At 67.4% G+C, this 17,718-nt stretch carries 17 protein-coding genes; 11 read left to right on the forward strand and 6 right to left on the reverse strand.

Annotated features, from left to right (window positions below):
• The first annotated feature begins 62 nt into the window (after positions 1-62).
• From ACWDTD_RS02020 to ACWDTD_RS02035, 4 genes are read left to right on the forward strand one after another with little or no spacing between them, the layout of a single operon-like run.
• Positions 63-1,352 carry a flavin-containing monooxygenase gene (locus ACWDTD_RS02020; RefSeq protein WP_449745371.1) on the forward strand — a complete coding sequence of 430 codons (1,290 nt, stop codon included), beginning with the start codon at positions 63-65 and terminating at the stop codon, positions 1,350-1,352.
• Positions 1,349-1,801: a RidA family protein gene (locus ACWDTD_RS02025; RefSeq protein ID WP_449745372.1), complete on the forward strand. Its 453-nt coding sequence runs from the start codon at positions 1,349-1,351 to the stop codon at positions 1,799-1,801. Before ACWDTD_RS02020 ends, ACWDTD_RS02025 begins: the two co-directional genes overlap by 4 nt.
• A complete protein-coding gene (locus ACWDTD_RS02030; protein ID WP_449745373.1) occupies positions 1,798-2,472 on the forward strand; it encodes a DUF1028 domain-containing protein in 675 nt (224 codons plus the stop codon). The genes ACWDTD_RS02025 and ACWDTD_RS02030 overlap by 4 nt, the downstream gene beginning before the upstream one ends.
• Positions 2,469-3,623: a M20 family metallopeptidase gene (locus ACWDTD_RS02035; protein ID WP_449745374.1), complete on the forward strand. Its 1,155-nt coding sequence runs from the start codon at positions 2,469-2,471 to the stop codon at positions 3,621-3,623. The genes ACWDTD_RS02030 and ACWDTD_RS02035 overlap by 4 nt, the downstream gene beginning before the upstream one ends.
• A gap of 158 nt (positions 3,624-3,781) precedes the next feature.
• On the opposite strand, the gene ACWDTD_RS02040 is transcribed toward ACWDTD_RS02035, so the two are convergent.
• Positions 3,782-4,369 (reverse strand): TetR/AcrR family transcriptional regulator, encoded by a 588-nt coding sequence (locus ACWDTD_RS02040; RefSeq protein WP_449745375.1) that lies wholly within the window; start codon positions 4,367-4,369, stop codon positions 3,782-3,784.
• Positions 4,370-4,546: 177 nt separating this feature from the next.
• On the opposite strand from ACWDTD_RS02040, the gene ACWDTD_RS02045 reads away from it, so the two are divergent.
• Complete coding sequence (locus tag ACWDTD_RS02045; protein WP_449745376.1) at positions 4,547-6,304, forward strand: acyl-CoA dehydrogenase; 1,758 nt, start codon at positions 4,547-4,549, stop codon at positions 6,302-6,304.
• 30 nt (positions 6,305-6,334) lie between these two features.
• Positions 6,335-7,096 carry an SDR family NAD(P)-dependent oxidoreductase gene (locus ACWDTD_RS02050; protein ID WP_449745377.1) on the forward strand — a complete coding sequence of 254 codons (762 nt, stop codon included), beginning with the start codon at positions 6,335-6,337 and terminating at the stop codon, positions 7,094-7,096.
• Between the two features lie 9 nt (positions 7,097-7,105).
• Here the strand turns inward: ACWDTD_RS02050 and ACWDTD_RS02055 are convergent, their stop codons facing one another.
• Together ACWDTD_RS02055 and ACWDTD_RS02060 are read right to left on the reverse strand one after the other, a co-directional pair.
• On the reverse strand, positions 7,106-7,963 hold the full coding sequence (locus ACWDTD_RS02055) for a class I SAM-dependent methyltransferase (RefSeq protein WP_449745378.1): 858 nt from the start codon (positions 7,961-7,963) through the stop codon (positions 7,106-7,108).
• Complete coding sequence (locus tag ACWDTD_RS02060) at positions 7,960-8,469, reverse strand: NUDIX domain-containing protein (RefSeq protein ID WP_449745379.1); 510 nt, start codon at positions 8,467-8,469, stop codon at positions 7,960-7,962. The genes ACWDTD_RS02055 and ACWDTD_RS02060 overlap by 4 nt, the downstream gene beginning before the upstream one ends.
• A 75-nt stretch (positions 8,470-8,544) precedes the next feature.
• On the opposite strand from ACWDTD_RS02060, the gene ACWDTD_RS02065 reads away from it, so the two are divergent.
• From ACWDTD_RS02065 to rsgA, 5 genes are all read left to right on the forward strand, one after another.
• Positions 8,545-10,245: a nucleobase:cation symporter-2 family protein gene (locus ACWDTD_RS02065; protein WP_449745380.1), complete on the forward strand. Its 1,701-nt coding sequence runs from the start codon at positions 8,545-8,547 to the stop codon at positions 10,243-10,245.
• 36 nt (positions 10,246-10,281) lie between these two features.
• Positions 10,282-10,509, forward strand: coding sequence for a hypothetical protein (locus ACWDTD_RS02070; RefSeq protein ID WP_449745381.1), 228 nt, complete (start codon positions 10,282-10,284; stop codon positions 10,507-10,509).
• A gap of 76 nt (positions 10,510-10,585) precedes the next feature.
• The gene (locus ACWDTD_RS02075; protein WP_449745382.1) at positions 10,586-10,972 is read left to right on the forward strand and encodes a VOC family protein; all 387 of its coding nucleotides are present in this window, start codon (positions 10,586-10,588) and stop codon (positions 10,970-10,972) included.
• Between the two features lie 25 nt (positions 10,973-10,997).
• Positions 10,998-12,263, forward strand: coding sequence for a 3-phosphoshikimate 1-carboxyvinyltransferase (gene aroA, locus ACWDTD_RS02080; RefSeq protein WP_449745383.1), 1,266 nt, complete (start codon positions 10,998-11,000; stop codon positions 12,261-12,263).
• A 52-nt stretch (positions 12,264-12,315) separates the two neighbouring features.
• Positions 12,316-13,326, forward strand: a complete 1,011-nt coding sequence (gene rsgA, locus ACWDTD_RS02085; protein ID WP_449745384.1) for a ribosome small subunit-dependent GTPase A — start codon at positions 12,316-12,318, stop codon at positions 13,324-13,326.
• Here rsgA and ACWDTD_RS02090 read toward each other — a convergent pair.
• The 3 genes from ACWDTD_RS02090 to ACWDTD_RS02100 all read right to left on the reverse strand — a co-directional run bounded on the left by ACWDTD_RS02090 (position 13,320) and on the right by ACWDTD_RS02100 (position 17,564).
• Positions 13,320-14,534, reverse strand: coding sequence for a fatty acid desaturase family protein (locus ACWDTD_RS02090; protein WP_449745385.1), 1,215 nt, complete (start codon positions 14,532-14,534; stop codon positions 13,320-13,322). The two genes, rsgA and ACWDTD_RS02090, sit on opposite strands and share 7 nt — an antisense overlap.
• Positions 14,535-14,597: 63 nt before the next feature.
• Entirely contained in the window at positions 14,598-15,914 is a 1,317-nt protein-coding gene (locus tag ACWDTD_RS02095) for a fatty acid desaturase family protein (protein ID WP_449745386.1), read from the reverse strand.
• 165 nt (positions 15,915-16,079) lie between these two features.
• The gene (locus ACWDTD_RS02100) at positions 16,080-17,564 is read right to left on the reverse strand and encodes an FAD-dependent oxidoreductase (RefSeq protein WP_449745387.1); all 1,485 of its coding nucleotides are present in this window, start codon (positions 17,562-17,564) and stop codon (positions 16,080-16,082) included.
• Positions 17,565-17,718: the final 154 nt, after the last annotated feature.

A 17,718-nucleotide genomic window follows, 5' to 3' on the forward strand; every position in this document is an offset into this window, starting at 1 on the left:
TGCAGAGCTGGACGGGAATCATGAATACCGACACCGCAGATGCCAGACCAGTGGAGGCCGAGATGACGCAGAACCCGATCGAGGTTGTCGTCGTGGGTGGCGGGCAGGCCGGCATCGCGATGAGTGAACACCTCGGTGCGCAGGGCATTTCGCACGTGGTTCTCGAACGCGACCGGGTGGCCGAGCGGTGGCGCACGTGGCGGTGGGATTCGCTCGTCGCCAACGGCCCCGCCTGGCACGATCGCTTCCCCGGCATGGAGTTCGACATCGATCCCGACGCCTTCGCGTCCAAGGACGAGGTCGCCGACTACCTGGCCGCTTATGCGCGACGGATCGACGCACCGATCCGCACCGGCGTCGACGTGATCTCGGTGCGGAAGACCAACGGCGCGAGTGGTTTTCGGGTCGAGACCTCCGAGGGAATCATCGACGCCCGCTTCGTGGTGTCGGCGACCGGCGCATTCCAGAAGCCGGTCATCCCGCCGTTGGTACCCGACACCGCAGGACTGCACCAATTGCATTCGAGTGACTACCACAATCCGCAGCAGCTACCGGCCGGTGCGGTACTCGTCGTCGGCGCCGGCTCATCAGGGGTCCAGATCGCCGACGAACTGCGCTCATCGGGTCGCGAGGTGTATCTCGCCGTGGGACCGCACGATCGACCACCCCGGCACTATCGGGGCCGCGACTTCTGTTGGTGGCTCGGCGTTCTGGGCAAGTGGGATGCCGCGACACCACCGGCCGGCGCGGAGCACGTGACCATCGCGGTCAGTGGCGCACGCGGCGGACACACGGTGGACTTCCGCGATCTCGCCGCCGACGGGATCACCCTGCTGGGCCGTGCCGAACACTTCGACGCGGGAGTGATGCGTTTCGCTCCGGACCTGCGCACCAACATCGAGAACGGCGACGCCACATATCTTTCCATGCTCGACGAGGCCGACGAGCACATCGCCCGCAACGGTCTCGACCTGCCTGCCGAGCCGCTGGCCCGGGCGTTGGGGCCGCTGCCCGAATGCGTGACCGACCCGATCGCGGCACTCGATCTCGGCGCCGCCGGCGTGACATCGATCGTGTGGGCCACCGGATTCGCCTACGACTACGACTGGTTGCAGGTCGACGCCGCCGTCGACGAGAACGGTCGGCCACGCCACCAGCGCGGCGTGTCGCCGGAGCCCGGCATCTACTTCCTGGGACTGCCCTGGCTGTCCCGGCGCGGCTCGAGTTTCATCTGGGGGGTGTGGCACGACGCCCGATACCTCGCCGACCAGATCGCCATCCAACGCGGCTACCTCGCGTACCGTCCGCAGACCCAGACCCCCTGCACCGCTCGGACAGGAGTATCGGCATGAGCGCAGCCACCGGTCCCGAGGTCACCCACACCCGGATACGGCCGTTCAACACCCGTGACACCTACCCCGAACAGAACCTGGACAACGACCTGTGCCAGGCGGTGGTCGCCGGCGGCGTGGTGTACCTGCGCGGACAAATCGGGCAAGACCTCGACACCCGCGAATCGGTCGGCATCGGCGACGTCGCCGCGCAGACCGAGAAGGCGATGAGCAACATCGCCATGCTGCTCGACGAGACGGGCAGTTCGCTGCGCGACATCGTCAAGGTCACGGTCTACCTCACCGACATCCGTTACCGCGAAACCGTCTACCGGGTGATGGGCCGCTGGCTCAAGGGTGTGTACCCGGTGTCGACCGGGCTGGTGGTCCACGCGCTGGCGCGCCCGGAGTGGCTCGTGGAGATCGACGCCACCGCCGTCCTCAGCGACCCGGAACGCGCCGCCCGATGACCATGTCGCTGGTCGCCCGCGACCCCGCCACCGGTTCGTTCGGGATCATCGTGTGTTCGTCGAGTCCCGCGGTGGCCGCACGGTGCCCCCATCTGCGAGCGGGCGTCGGGGTGGTGGCATCGCAGAATGTCACCAATCCCGCTCTGGGTCCGCAGATCCTCGACCTGCTCGCCGGTGGCGCCGACGCCCAGACCGCACTCGACGCTGCGCTGGCCACCGAACCGTTCCCCGAGTATCGGCAGGTGACGGTCGTCGACACCGCGGGCGGCACCGCCGCCCACTCGGGAGCGCGCAGTCTCGGGGTGCACGCGCAGGTGCGCGGGGATCAGGCCGTCGCGGCCGGCAATCTGCTCGCCGACGCCGATGTGATCGACACGCTGCTCAGCGGTTTCACTCGCAGCGCGGCGGAGGACTTCGAGCGGCGCCTGCTTGACGGTCTCCACGCGGCGCTGGCCGCGGGCGGGGAGGAAGGACCCGTGCATTCCGCCGGACTGAGCGTCGTATCGGATGTGCCCTGGCCGGTGACCGATCTGCGCGTCGACCATGCCGACGATCCCCTCGCCGAACTCGACCGCCTGTGGGAGGTGTGGCGGCCACAGAAGAACGACTACCGGGTACGTGGCGTGGATCCCACGCGCGCCCCCTCCTACGGCGTGCCGGGTGACCGGTGAGCGGCCTGGACGCGGCGCTGCGCAGCGGCGTGGACACCGCGTTGCCCGCACTGATCGAGTTGTCCCGGGATCTCTACGATCATCCCGAGATCGCTTGGGAGGAGGTTCGTTCGGCCACGCAGGTGGCGACCCGGCTCGCGGGGTACGGCTTCGACGTCACCGAACGCTTCTGCGGCCTCGACACCGCATTCGCGGCGCGGATCGGCGACGGCGATCTGCACGTCGCACTCTGCGCGGAGTACGACGCGTTGCCCGGACTCGGGCACGCGTGCGGCCACAATCTGATCTCCGCCATCACCGTGGGTGCCGCGGCCGCGCTCGCTCCGCTCGTCGACGACCTCGGCCTGACCCTCTCCGTGATCGGGACGCCCGCCGAGGAGGGCGGCGGCGGCAAGATCGAGTTGCTCGAGCGCGGCGGGTTCGTCGGGCAGCACGCGGCGGCCATGGTTCATCCCGGTCCCGCCGACGTTGCGCGGGCACAGCCGTTTGCCGTCTCCCACAGCCACATCGACTATCGCGGGAAATCCGCCCACGCTGCCGCGTACCCCGAACGAGGTGTCAACGCGGCCGACGCGTTCACCATCGCGCAAGTGGCGATCGGCCTTCTGCGACAGCAGCTTCCGGCGTCGGTGCGAGTGCACGGGATGATGACCCGGGGCGGTGAGGCACCCAACGCCATCGCCGAACACACCGAGGGCCGCTGGTATGTGCGGGCCGAGACGCTGGCCGAACTCGCCGAGGTGGAGCCAAAGGTGCTGCGCTGCTTCGAGGCGGGTGCACTGGCCACCGGCGCCGAACTCACCGTGACCCCCGAATCCAGGCCGTACGCCGAGTTCCGCACCGACGAGGATCTGCTGGCCTGCTACGAGCGGCGTGCCGTGGCGGCAGGGCGTCGGTTCGGCACGGGACCCGACGCCACCATGGCACGGGCCTCCACCGACATGGGCAATGTGTCACAACAGATTTCGGCGATCCACCCGTACATCGGCATCGACTCGCTGCCCGCGGTCAACCATCAGCCCGAGTTCGCCGCCGCCACCCTCACGCCCGCGGCCGAGGTGGCGATCGCGCAGGGCGCGCTGGCGCTGGCGGGTACGGTGGTCGACGCCGCGGCCGACACTCCCCTACGGCACCGGCTGCTCGGCGTCTGAGCACGGAACGCACCTCGCCCCACGAGAGCACTGCCTCCCGCGGATCGATTTCCCTCCCGCGCACGTGATTCGATGCGCGGGAAGGAAATGGCGCCGCGGGAGCGCACCCGTGATCGACGTAGGAGCGGGTGGGCAGCTCAATCAGCGTGCGGGACAGCTCAATCGGCGAGTGCCATGCGCTCAGCCATGCGGGCATAGACCTCACCCAGTGCCGCCGGATCATCGTGGCCCCGACTGGGGAACCAGCGACACACGTCGACACACAGTGACGAGATCGCCAGCACCACGTCGCCTGGATCGTCGGCACCAAACTCCCCCGCCTGTACCCCGGCCGACACGATGCGATCCAGGATCGCGGTGGTCTTCCGTCGCACCGCAGCGATGGCGCGGAAGTGCTCGGGGGTCAGTGCCCCGAGTTCGTACTGCACCACCTTGGCGAGCTGATGATGCTCGGCCTGCCACCGCGCGAAGGCGCCGACCACCGCGCGCAGCCGTGCCCGATACGGCAGTTGGGCGTCGTCGACGGCGGCCAGGGTGTCGTACACACCCTGGTGTCCCTCCAGCGCGATCGAGTAGAGCAGTTCCTCCTTGGACCGGAAGTGCGGGTACATCGCGGCGGCGCTCATGTTCAGACGTGCCGCGATCTGCCGGGTGGACGAACCGGAGTAACCCAACTCGGCGAACGACGCGGTGGCCGCTGCCCGGATGCGCTGAGCTGCCACCGATTCACGCACCCCAGCCGCCACCGTCCCTCTCCTCCCAGGTCGTCAATGCGCGCGACCTTGACCCCCGGCCGCCATCAGGGCAGTATAAGCGAGTGCTCAGAAATGAGCGACCGCTTAGCGAATGCCCCCGTTCGTGAATGCCCCCTTTCGCGAATGCCCCCGTTCGTGAATGTCCCCGACGTCACCCGAAGGAGTGCCATGGCCGAGGCCCTGTCCCGCCGCGACCTCGAATTCCTGCTGTACGAATGGCTCGACGTGGAATCGCTGACCACGCGTGCACGATTCGCCGAGCACACTCGCGAGACCTTCGACGCCGTCCTCGACCTGTCCGCCGACATCGCGACCAAATGCTTCGCGCCCGCCAACAAGATCGGCGACGTGGCGGAGCCCTACGTGGGCGACGACGGCACCGTCGTGCTGCCCGATGAGATCACCGGCGGGATCACCGAGTTCCTCAAGGCGGGACTGATCGCCGGCCCCTTCGACGAGGATCTCGGCGGCATGCAGTTGCCCACAGTGGTCAACCGCGCGGCGATGGCCTGGTTCCAGGCGGCCAACGCCGCGATGTCGTCGTATGCATTTCTCACCGTCGGCAACGCCAACCTGCTCACCGAGTACGGCACTCCCGAGCAGATCGACACCTGGGTGCGACCCATGGTGGAGGGGCGCTACTTCGGCACGATGTGCCTGTCGGAACCACAGGCCGGATCGTCGCTTGCCGACATCACCACCAAGGCCGTCCCCGCCGGCGACGGCAGCTACCGGGTCACCGGAACCAAGATGTGGATCTCCGCGGGCGACCACGAACTCGGCGAGAACATCGTGCATCTCGTCCTCGCGAAGGCGCCCGGCGGCGGGCCCGGCGTCAAGGGCATCTCGCTGTTCATCGTCCCCAAATACCTGACCGACGGCACCCGCAACGACGTCGCACTGGTCGGCCTCAATCACAAGATGGGTCAGCACGCCACCACCAACTGCCTGCTGAACCTCGGCGAGACCGGCAACGGCGCAGTGGGATATCTCGTCGGCGAGGAACACAAGGGCCTGGCCTACATGTTCCACATGATGAACGAGGCGCGCATCGGCGTCGGATTCCTCGCCACCGCACTGGGTTACGCCGGCTACCTCGCATCACTCGAGTACGCCAGGGTCCGCACCCAGGGACGGCCCATCGGCCACAAGGACCCGACCAGCAAGCCGGTCCCGATCATCGAGCACGCCGACGTCAAACGCATGTTGCTGGCCCAGAAATCCTATGTGGAGGGCGCATTGGCGCTCGGCCTCTACAGCAGCAAACTCGTCGACCAGCAGCAGACCGGCGACGAGGCGGAAGCCGCCACCGCGGGTCTGCTGCTCGACGTGCTGACCCCGATTGCCAAATCGTGGCCCTCGCAATGGTGCCTGGCCGCCAATGACCTGGCGATCCAGATTCACGGTGGTTACGGCTACACCCGGGAGTTCCCGGTCGAACAGTTCTACCGCGACAACCGGCTCAATCCCATTCACGAGGGCACGCACGGCATTCACGGCCTGGATCTGTTGGGCCGCAAGGTGATCATGAACGGCGGCGCCGGTCTGCGGCTGCTCGCCGACACCATCGGTGCGACGATCGCGCGGGCCGCGGAATCGGCCGATGCCCAACGCTGGGCGGACATGCTGCGCCGCCGGGTGGACCGGCTGGTGTCGGTGACCGCGCAGGTGTGGTCGGCCGGCGATGTCGCGGTGTCGCTGGCCAACGCCACCGCATATCTGGAGGCGACCGGACACATCGTCGTCGCCTGGATGTGGTTGGAGCAGTTGCTGGCCGCCGACGGTTGCGCCGGCGACTTCTATGATGGCAAACGTGCCGCGGCACAGTACTTCTTCACCTACGAGCTACCCAAGGTGGACGCCCAGTTCGACCTGCTGGCCGCGCTCGACCGCACCACCCTCGACGCACGGCCCGAGATCTTCTGAACCCCCCGACCCTTCTCGAGAGGAACCGAAATGTCTGTGCTCGATCTGTTCAGCGTGACCGACAAGGTGGTCGTCGTCACCGGCGCCTCGTCCGGGCTCGGGGTGGCCTTCGCGACCGCCTTCGCCGAGGCGGGAGCCGACGTCGTACTCGCCGCCCGCCGCGCCGACCGGCTGGCCTCGACCGCCGCCGCGGTGGAGGCCCGGGGCCGCAAAGCCTTGTCGGTGACCACCGACGTCGTCGATCCGGCGGCGTGCCAGCACGCGATCGACTCGGCGATGGAGACCTTCGGCCGTGTCGACATCCTCATCAACAACGCCGGTGTGGGGACCGCCGTGCCGGCCACCCGCGAAACCCCCGACCAGTTCCGGTCGGTGGTGGACATCAACCTCAACGGCTCGTACTGGATGGCACAGGCCGCCGCGCGGGCGATGCAGCCCGGAAGCTCCATCGTCAACATCTCCAGCATCCTGGGCCTCACCACCGCCGGCCTGCCACAGGCCGCGTACTCGGCGAGCAAGGCCGCGATCGTCGGACTCACCCGCGACCTCGCCCAGCAGTGGGGTGCGCGCAAGGGTATCCGCGTCAATGCCCTGGCCCCGGGCTTCTTCGAGAGCGAGATGACCGACACCTACGTACCCGGCTACATCGACTCGCAGATGCCCCGGGTCATCGTGGGCCGCATGGGTGATCCCGCTGAGCTGGCCGCCACCGCCATCTGGCTCAGTTCGGCCGCCGGCGGCTACGTGACCGGTCAGACCATCGCTGTCGACGGCGGCATCACCATCACCTAGCACCCGTGGTCAGACGGTGGCAACCGCGATCAGGGTGTCGCAATTGACCTCCGCCACATCGCGTTCGGCCAGCCGCGCCAGGAAATCGGTGCGGATCTCGTCCACCTGATCGGCGGTGAGGGGCGCGAGCGCACCGCGCATTCCGCTGTTGCCCACCATCGACCAGGCGAACTCATCGGTGCAGGGGATGCGGAGACGAAAGACCGAGGTCTCGACGGCACGCGCGCCGAGCGAGGTGAACCATTGCGACACAGCCGGTTCGGTGTCGATGCGGGCGATGGGACTCTCCGCTCCCGCACTGCGCGGGCCGCGGTGCGACGTGGGTCCGGCGATCGCGGTGACCGAGTCGAAGAACGCCTCGCTGAACTCGCGCATCGAACCCGTGTGCCAGATCGATACGCCCATGCGACCGCCGGGCCGTAGCAGGGTCAGCAACCGGCGGACCGCGTCGTCCATCTCGGGGAGGAAGAACACCCCGAAGGAGCAGACGATCGCGTCGAACGCCTCCGCGCACGGCGGCACTCCGGGCGTGAGCGTGGTGACGTCGGCGCGGACGAACTCGATCCCGTCGAGTCCTTGTGCGACGGCGTTGCGTCGCGCGACGTCGAGAAGCTCGCCGGCGAAGTCGACGGATACCACGTGGCCACCGGGTCCCGCCGACCGCGCAGCGGGCAGCGCACTTGCTCCGGTACCCGAGCAGATGTCGAGTACCCGCTCGGCCGGGCGGATCGAGACGGCTTCCACAAGCGCGTGGCCCACCGGTCCCCACAGCTGCGGGGTCAGCACGTCGAATCGGGTGCCGACGGAATTGAACAGCCCGATCAGCGGCGAGTCCCCCGCGCCGCCGGTCATCGCTTCACCAGTCACCGCTTCACCGTAGCGAGCAGGCGATCGACGAACTCCGCCTGCGCCGGATTGAGCTTCCTCTTCGCGTCGGCGGGCACGAACCACTGGGCGCGATCGATCTCGGGGAAGCTCTGAATACGCCCGGAGCGCGGCGGCCACACCATCTCGAACGTGTTGCTGGTGACGGTGGCAACGTCGAGGTCTCCCTCGACTGCGAAGGCGACGACGACCTTGCCGCTGGCCAGTCGCACCTCGCCGAGCTCGATCATCGGCCCCTCGGGCGGCGGCTGACCGATCTCCTCGGCGAATTCGCGGCGGGCCGTCTCGTATTCGCGTTCCCCTGGCTCGAGTAGACCCTTGGGTATCGACCACGCACCGTCGTCACGCCGGGCCCACAGCGGACCGCCGGGATGAGCGATCAGCACCTCGATACCGGCGGTCGACGGCACCGGCCCCCCGGCGCCACGCCTTCGGTACACGAGGAGTCCGGCGCTGCGTCGGAGACCGTGTGCTGCCACGCGGACCATTGTCCACCGGTGTCGGAAACATCGTCGTCACACAGGTGCGGCACAAGCGAAACGTACAAAAAGTAGATACAGAGCATGGCGGTTCTCGACACGATCAAGCACGGCAAGCAGACCGATCGACCGGTGGACGAGATCCCACCACTGACCAAGCTGTTCCCCCTGGGCCTTCAGCACGTGATGGCCATGTATGCGGGGGCGGTGGCCGTGCCGCTCATCGTCGGTGGGGCCATGGTCTCGGCCGGGCAGATGCAGGCGAACGAGATCGTGCATCTGATCACCGCCGACCTGTTCGTGGCCGGCATCGCCACCATCTTGCAGGCCGTCGGCTTCTGGCGGTTCGGTGTCCGGCTGCCGCTGATGCAGGGTGTCACGTTCGCCGCGGTGGGACCGATGATCACGATCGGCCTCAACCACGGCATGACCGCGATCTACGGGTCGGTGATCGCCTGCGGCGTGTTCATGATGCTCGTCGCACCCATCGTCGGGCGGCTCATCAGATTCTTCCCACCGCTGGTCACCGGGACCATCATCCTGATCATCGGCATATCGCTGATGAGCGTGGCCGCCGGCTGGTTCGGCGGCGGGGTGTCGTCCGGCGAGGACTTCGGCGCACCCAAATCGATCGCGTTCGGATTCCTCACCCTGCTCATCATCATCCTGCTGGAACGGTTCGGTACCCCGGCGATCAAACGCGTCTCCATCCTCCTCGGACTCGTCGCGGGCACACTCATCGCCATCCCGTTCGGGATGACCGACTGGAGCGGCGTGGGTTCGAGTTCGTGGTTCGCGGTGCCCGAACCCTTCTACTTCGGCTTCCCGAGCTTCGACCTGAGTTCGATCATCGCAATGATCATCGTGGCCCTGGTGATCATGACCGAAACCACCGGCGACATCGTGGCAGTCGGTGAGATCGTCGACGAGAAGATCACTCCGCAACGCCTCGCCGACGGCATGCGCGCGGACGGTGCGGGCACCGTGCTGGGCGGCATCTTCAACACCTTCCCGTACACGGCGTTCGCCCAGAACGTCGGACTCGTGGCCATCACCGGCGTCAAGTCACGCCACGTCGCGACCTGCGCCGGCGGAATCCTGGTGATCCTGGGCCTGATCCCGAAGATGGCGGCGATCATCGAGGGAATCCCGCAGCCGGTCCTCGGTGGCGCGGGCGTGGCGTTGTTCGGCATGGTCGCCGCGAGCGGTGTCCGCACGCTCACCAAGGTCAAGTTCAACAACTCCAACATCCTGGTCGTGGCGATCTCGGTCGGCGTGGCGATGCTGACCGAGGCAAGCCTCTCGTACACCAATGACGACAAGATCCCGGTCGCACTCGACCTGTACGCCAAGTTCCCCGACTGGTTCCAGACGATCTTCCATTCGGGCATCTCCGCCGGCGCCATCTGCGCGATCGTGCTGAACCTGGTGTTCAACTGGCGCAGCACCTCGACCGACCCGGTCGACTACCACAACACCGGCGAGATCGACATCGCCGGCGACAACGCCGGGGTCGCGGGATCGGATGCCCCGCGTGGCGCCGCGTTCGACCCGCGCGACGCGCTCGCCGCCGCCGACCCGAACACCAGCCCCGAAACGCTGCGTATCCTCGCCGAACACGATGCGGGTCTGCACCCGTTCATCGTCACCAATCCGTCGACGCCCCGGGAGCTCTGCGACTGGATCAAGAGCCAGGGCGACCCGAAGGTGAAACGTCTGTTCGACCAGTGGGACGACGTCACCGACGGAAAGTTCTCCAGTCGTGGTGAGGACGCCACCACATGACACGTGCGGGCACCGCTGCAGGCCTATCGTTGACCTATGTCCACTAGCCCGCAACCCGAGAACGTCGACCCCGAGGTCGACGACCCCGACATCCCGCACGAGGCGCCGCACGAATCGGCCTTCGCCTTCGGCGATGCGAAACCGATCGGTGAGACCGACCGCATCGCACGGGAAAAGGCGATCTACGAGGCGGCTCGTCACGGCAACGACCTCAACCGCGGTCACGCACTCGGCGGCACCGACGGGACCACCGAAGGTCAGTGACCGCACACCCCGATCACCGCGACTCGCCATGCGAGATCTCGCGTCCGACCGATCGGTAACCGTGTAGACAGAGGGCATGGAGGTCCTGACAAGCCGCATCCTGCTGCGGTCGCGCGACCCGGAGAAGCTCCAGTTCTTCTACCGGCACCGCCTACACCTCGCGGTGGCCCGAGAATATCCGGGTGGACTGGTGTTCCACGCGGGCAACGGCCTGATCGAGGTTCCCGGTCACATGAGCGCCGACCTGCCCACCGATCACGCATCGGGGGCTGCGCTGTGGCTGCAGGTTCGCGACGTTCACGCCGTGGCACGAGAAGTGCGGGCCGCCGGGGTCGAGATCGTCAGGGAGCCGCTGACCGAACCGTGGGGACTGATCGAGATGCACCTCAACGACCCCGACGGCAGACTCCTCATCCTGGTGGAGGTTCCCGCCAACCACCCGTTGCGGCTCGACAACCGCTGATGGTGCCCGTGCGAGACTGGAGCGCATGAGCATCTGGACCGCCCCCACGGTGACCGAGCCGATCGACGCCGTGGTGGCGCTGCCCGGCTCGAAGTCGATCACCAATCGGGCGCTGGTGCTCGCCGCACTCGCCGACGGTCCGTCCACCATCACCGGCACCCTGCGCAGCCGTGACACCAACCTCATGCTCTCCGGGCTCACCGCACTGGGCGCACGCGTGCGGGTCGATCCCGCCGACCCCACCACCGTGTCGATCGAACCGGCGCCACTGCACGGCGGTGACGTCTACTGCGGGCTTGCCGGAACGGTGATGCGGTTCCTGCCTCCGGTGGCGGCACTCGCGCATGGCGACGTCTCGTTCGACGGTGACCCGCAGGCACGCACCCGACCACTCGCCACGATCCTCGACGCGCTGCGCGCACTGGGCGCCGACGTGGACGGTGATGCTCTCCCGTTCACCGTGCACGGCGGTGGGTCGGCGCCGGGCGGCACCGTCACCATCGACGCCTCCGGATCGTCCCAGTTCGTCTCCGGACTATTGCTCAGCGCCGCGCGTTTCGACAAGGGCATGACCATCGAGCACGTCGGCCCACCGGTTCCGTCCACCCCTCACATCGACATGACCGTCGACATGCTGGCGACCGCGGGCGTCGCGGTGGACACCTCCGAGCCCGACACGTGGCGGGTGGCCCCGGGAACCATCACCGCGGTCGACGTGGCCTGCGAACCCGACCTGTCGAACGCCGCGGCGTTCCTCGCCGCCGCCGCGGTCACCGGCGGCACGGTGGGGGTGCCGCGCTGGCCGGCCACCACCACGCAGCCCGGCGCGCAGATCGTCGACATCCTCGTCGAGATGGGGTGCACCGCCGAACTCGACGGCGGTGTGCTGACGGTGCGCGGCCCGCGGCGGCTGTCGCCCATCACCCGCGATCTGCGTGACATCGGGGAACTCACGCCGACGATCGCCGCCCTCGCCGCCCTCGCCGACGGCGAATCGGTGCTCTCGGGCATCGCGCACCTGCGTGGCCACGAGACCGATCGGCTGGCCGCACTCGCCACCGAGATCGGGCGCCTCGGTGGGGACATCACCGAAACCGACGACGGACTGATCATCCGGCCCGCCGAACTCCACGGGGCGCACTGGCAGTCCTACGCCGACCATCGGATGGCCACGGCGGGTGCGATTCTGGGGCTTCGGGTGGACGCGATCACCGTCGACGACATCGAGACCACCGCCAAGACCCTGCCCGACTTCCCCGGGATGTGGCAGCAGATGATCGGGCAGCCGTGACCGGGGCGGCTCGCATGATCACGGTGGCCATGATCACGGTGGTGGCCTGACGGTGAGCCGGCGCGCGAGCAGCTACGACGAATCCGATGTGCGGATTCGTCCCGGCAAGGGCAGCCGCCCGCGCACCAAGACCCGCCCCTCCCACGAGGACGCGGAACAGGCGATGGTGGTGTCGGTGGACCGGGGCAGGTGGGGCTGTGCACTCGGTGGCGATCCCGACGCGCACGTCGTGGCGATGCGTGCGCGCGAACTCGGCCGCACCCCGATCGTCGTCGGTGACGAGGTGGACGTGGTGGGCGACGTGTCCGGCAGGGCCGACACCCTCGCGCGTATCGTGCGGGTGGCCGAGCGCCGAACGGTGTTGCGCCGCACGGCCGATGACACCGACCCCTACGAGCGGATCGTCGTCGCGAACGCCGACCGGCTACTCATCGTGACCGCACTCGCCGACCCGCCCCCGCGCACCGGATTCGTCGAACGCGCGCTGGCCGCCGCCTACGTCGGCCGGCTCGAACCCATCCTGTGCCTGACCAAGACCGACCTCGCCGACCCCACCGGGTTCGTCGAATCGTTCGACGGTCTCGACATCCCCATCGTCCGCGCCGGACGCGACGATCCCCTCGACGACGTGCTGGCACTGCTGCGCGGCCACCTCACCGCGTTGATCGGACACTCCGGGGTGGGCAAGTCCACCTTGGTGAATCGTCTTGTGCCCGATGCGGATCGGGCGACCGGCGTGGTCTCCGGGGTGGGCAAGGGCCGACACACCTCCACCGCGTCGGTGGCGCTGCCACTGCCCGGCGGCGGGCCACGGACGTGGGTGGTCGACACCCCGGGGATCCGCTCGTTCGGGCTCGCGCACGTGGGACCCGACGACATCGTCGACGCCTTCGACGATCTGCGTGAGGCGGTCGAGAACTGTCCGCGCGGGTGCACCCACCTCGGGCCACCTGCCGACCCGGAGTGCGCACTCGATCAGCTCACCGGGCCGTCCCACCGTCGGGCGATGGCGGTGCGTCGACTGTTGCGGGCGGTTCTCAGCAGGGGGCTCGACGATCAGTGAGCGCGTGTCCGGCGACGCAACCGCCGCCGGTGTCGCACCTCCGAGAGCGCGGTCTTGAGTCCGATCGCGCGGTCGATGCCGACAAAGCGACGCTCCGACGCGGTCTCGGGTGCGTCGTCGGAGGTGTCGCGCAGGAACTCGTCGGGCAGCGCGAGTTTGTTGATCGTCCGCAACGTCTTGAGGTACTGCATCCACAGCGAGCCCGTCGAGTAGGGCAGGTCGTACTTCTCGCACAGCGCCTGTACCCGCACGGCGATCTCGGCCAGCCGATTCGACGGCAGGTCGGGATAGAGGTGGTGCTCGATCTGGTAGCACAGGTTCCCCGACATGAACGCCATGGCGGGGCCGGCGCGGAAATTAGCCGAGCCCAGCATCTGACGCAGGTACCACTGGCCCGGCGTCTCGTCGGTGAGGGACTCGACGGTGAACTTCTCCGCACCGTCGGGGAAGTGTCCGCAGAAGATCACCACGTACGCCCACAGGTTGCGGATCAGGTTGGCGGTGAGATTGGCGGTGAGCGTGTGCACGAAGTTGGGTCCGCTCAGCGCCGGGAAGAGCACGTAATCCTTGCCGACCTGTTTGCCGATCTTGCGCAGAAACGTCTTGATCTGCGGGATCGCGACCTCTTTGGGCTTCTTGCCCCGTACGACATCGGACAGTTCGAGGTCGTGCAGTCCGATCCCCCACTGGAATGTCGCCGCCAGCGCCACGTTTGTCAGTGGCTGGAACAGGAATTTGGGTTCCCACGGCTCGTCACGGGTGACCCGAAGAGTCCGGTAGCCCACGTCGTGATCCATCCCGACGACGTTGGTGTACTTGTGATGGATGTAGTTGTGCGAGTGCTTCCAGTGCGGCGCGGCGCACACCATGTCCCACTCATAGGTGGACGAGTGCACCTCGGGATCGTTCATCCAGTCCCACTGCCCGTGCATCACGTTGTGCCCGAGCTCCATGTTCTCGATGATCTTCGACAGCGACAACGCCCCGGTGCCGAGCAGCCACAACGACCGCCGATTGCTGCCCAGCAGCGCCGCGCGCCCGACCACCTCCAGCACGCGATGGGCGCGGATCGTTCGGTGCAGGTAGCGCACGTCGCGCTCGCCCAGGTCGGCTTCGACCTCCCGTCGCAGGGCGTCGAGTTCGGCACCCAGCGCCTCCACGTCGGCAGCCGTCAGGTGCGCATACTCGTTGATGTCGGTGATCGCCATTGCGTTCCATTATGGCCCACATCGTCGTGCCCGACGAAGAGCCGAAAGTCGGAAGTCCCTAGATCAGGCCGCGCGGTCGTGGATCGTCGCCTGCGCCGAGACGCTGCCGCGTGCCCGTCGACGTCGTCCCCGCAACGCTTCGATCGCCGAGCGCAGACCGCGTCGACGGCCGCTGTGCGGGTCGATCGTGGGCCGCAGCCGGGCACCGGCGGGCAGGTCGGCCTTGAAGCGGAGCTCCGATGCGGTCTCGGGGGCATCGTCGGACGTGGCGCGCAGGTACTTGTCCGGTAGCGACAGCTTCGCGATGGTCCGCCACGACTTGGCGTACTGCAGCGGAAACGAGCCGGTCGTGTAGGGCAGGTCGTATTTGTCGCACAGCTCCCGCACCCGCACCGAGATCTCGGCCAGCCGATTCGACGGCAGGTCCGGATAAATGTGGTGTTCGATCTGGTACGAGAGGTTGCCGCTCATGAAGGCGAGCAGGAAGCCGCTGCGGAAGTTGGCGCTGCCCAGCATCTGCCGCAGATACCACTCGGCCTGGGTTTCGCTGTCGACGTCCTGCTTGGTGAACTTCTCTGCCCCGTCGGGGAAATGACCGCAGAAGATCACCGCGTTGGTCCACAGGTTGCGGATCACGTTGGCCGTCAGCGTGGCCGTGGCGGCCTTGCCGAACGCTCTGCGGTAGCCGACCCGGCGACCGGTCACGGCCGCGGCGAGCGCCGGCTGGATCACGTAGTCCTTGGTCACCTGTCGACCGATCTTGCGGCCGACGTCGGCGAGGTCGCGGCGGAACTGCTCCTTGTCGGCCTCGGTCCGCCGCTTCTTGCCCAGTTCGAGATGCTGCGCGGCCACGCCGTACTCGAACAGCAACGCGAGCAGCGTGTTGTAGGCGAGATTGCCGAGATAGAAAGGCCGCCAACGCTGGTCACGGGTGACGCGCAGCAACCCGTAACCCACGTCGTCGTCCATGCCCAGCACGTTGGTGTACTTGTGATGGATGTAGTTGTGGGTGTGCTTCCAATGCGCCGACGGGTCGGTGTTGTCCCATTCCCACGACGTCGAGTGGACCTCCGGATCGTTCATCCAGTCCCACTGGCCGTGCATGATGTTGTGGCCGAGTTCCATGTTCTCGATGATCTTGGCGACACCGAGGGTGCCCGCGCCCGCCCACCACAGTGGCCGCGATGACGAGCCGACGATCAGTGCCCTACCGACCGCCTCGAGGCCGCGATGCACCCGGATGGTGTTGCGGATGTAGCGGGCGTCGCGTTCGCCGCGGTCGGCCTCGATGTCGGCCCGGATCTGATCGAGTTCACGGCCGAGTTCTTCGATGTCGGCCTTGCTCAGATGCGCGTACTCGGGAATGTCGGTGATCGCCATGAAAGCGCCCTCCCTGCTTGCCGGTGGTCACGGTCCGACGGAGCTTGGGCTGTACCGACGTCTTCTGCCTACGACCACGCCTGCCTACGACTCCGTAACTTACGCAAGCGTAGGTTATTCGGGGAGGACTGTCCACCCGTGTGAGGAGTGCCCGGTCAGGACCGGTCAGGATGTGGCGCCGACTCCGACGAGCGGGCCGCATCGGATGCCGAGCCGCTGCGCCGCAGTGTCCAACGCGGCGCGGTAGTGCTCGCGCTTGCGGCGATGGGTCAGCATGAACTGGGCCGACGCCGCGAGACGCCGGGGCATCGGTGCCCACCGGTCGAAGTCAACCCCGCATTTCGTGAAAACCCGCAGCGGGACCTCATCGGCGATCAAGCCGAGGTTGTACATCGCGAGACAGCACCCGATGCCGACCGAGGACTGCGAATGGTTGCGCGTCACCACGGTCAGGTCGGTCTGGTAGAGCGGCGTGGAGTCCAGCTTGCCCAGAAAGGCGAGGTGGGTGAGGAAATAGGACGCATACGTGGAGAACTGGGCAATCGCCGACCCGGAATGGATGGTGACCACACGACCGCCCGCCGACACATACGGCGCGTCAGTCGTGTTCTCGCGCAGGATGTAGCCGGTACAGTTCACCACCCAACTCCCCGGGACCGTCGGCACCTCCTCGCCGCTACGGAACACCAACTGCGGCAGATCATTCCGGTCGACGACGTCGGACAGATAATCCATCACCGTGCTGTTGAGCCCGGCGGAGATCGCATCTCGCTCCGACGGCGAGAGGTTCCCGTTGAGAAACCTCTCGGCCTCCCGCATCGGTGTTATCCCATAGACCCGGCGGTAGGCGTCGGTGACCTGCTGATCGTTTGTGCCGTCGTACATGTCGGCGTACTTGCCGAACACCTGACTGGCGGTTCTGCCTGCCAACCACCTGCGCACACCGACCGGGAACACGGCCTCACGGTTGTTGAAGAACGTCCCGGCACCGGCCACCAGGTTCACCTCACGACCGGGATTGCGCGCCATGATCAGCGCCGCCGTGTCCATGGCGGTCTTGCCGCCGCCGACGATCCACACCGGGGTGTGACTCTCGGCGAATCGCCTCTCGGTGAAGTCGAAGGAATCGGGCGAGACCGAGTTGACCTGCGAACTCGACAGTGCCAGTGGCTTGTTCGGCGTGACATCGAATCCGAAGGCGTTGATCAACCGGGGCGTTCGGATGATCTGTCGCCGACCGTCGGGTCCGCTGAGTTGGACCGTGACCCCGTCGGAGTCCTCGTCGTAGCCAACCATGCTCCAGCCGTAGTACTCCTCGAGTCCGACGCGATCGGACAATACGTCGCGGCAGTATCGGAGGTGCCCGAGCACTTCCGGCTTGGTGGCGAGATACTCAGGTGCGCGCCGCAGTTGCCAGGCGATATCGCCGGCGGTGAAGAACTCGTAGGGTTGATGCAGCCGCACATAGGAATACGTGTCGTTCCACATCCCGCCCGCGTTCTCACGACGATCGACGAGTGCGACGCGCTGCCCCGCGTCGAGATACCCGGTGGCCACCGCGAGCGCGTTCAAGCCGGCCACACCCGCACCGACGATGCAGAGGTCGACATGGCGGAACTCATCGGATTCGAGGTCGTTGGACGCAGCCATGGTTCCTCCGGTCTCACCGCTTACGGTGGCGGCTCGCCCGCCCTCCACGTCAGCCTCCCACCGACGCGGGGCGGGCAAAAGCCCCAGCTTTCGGGGACACACCGTAATCCGCATCGAGTTCCCCGCCGGTGAGCCGAAGGGCGCTTGCTCCGCC

The sequence above is a fragment of the Gordonia sp. NPDC003425 genome (assembly GCF_053588635.1).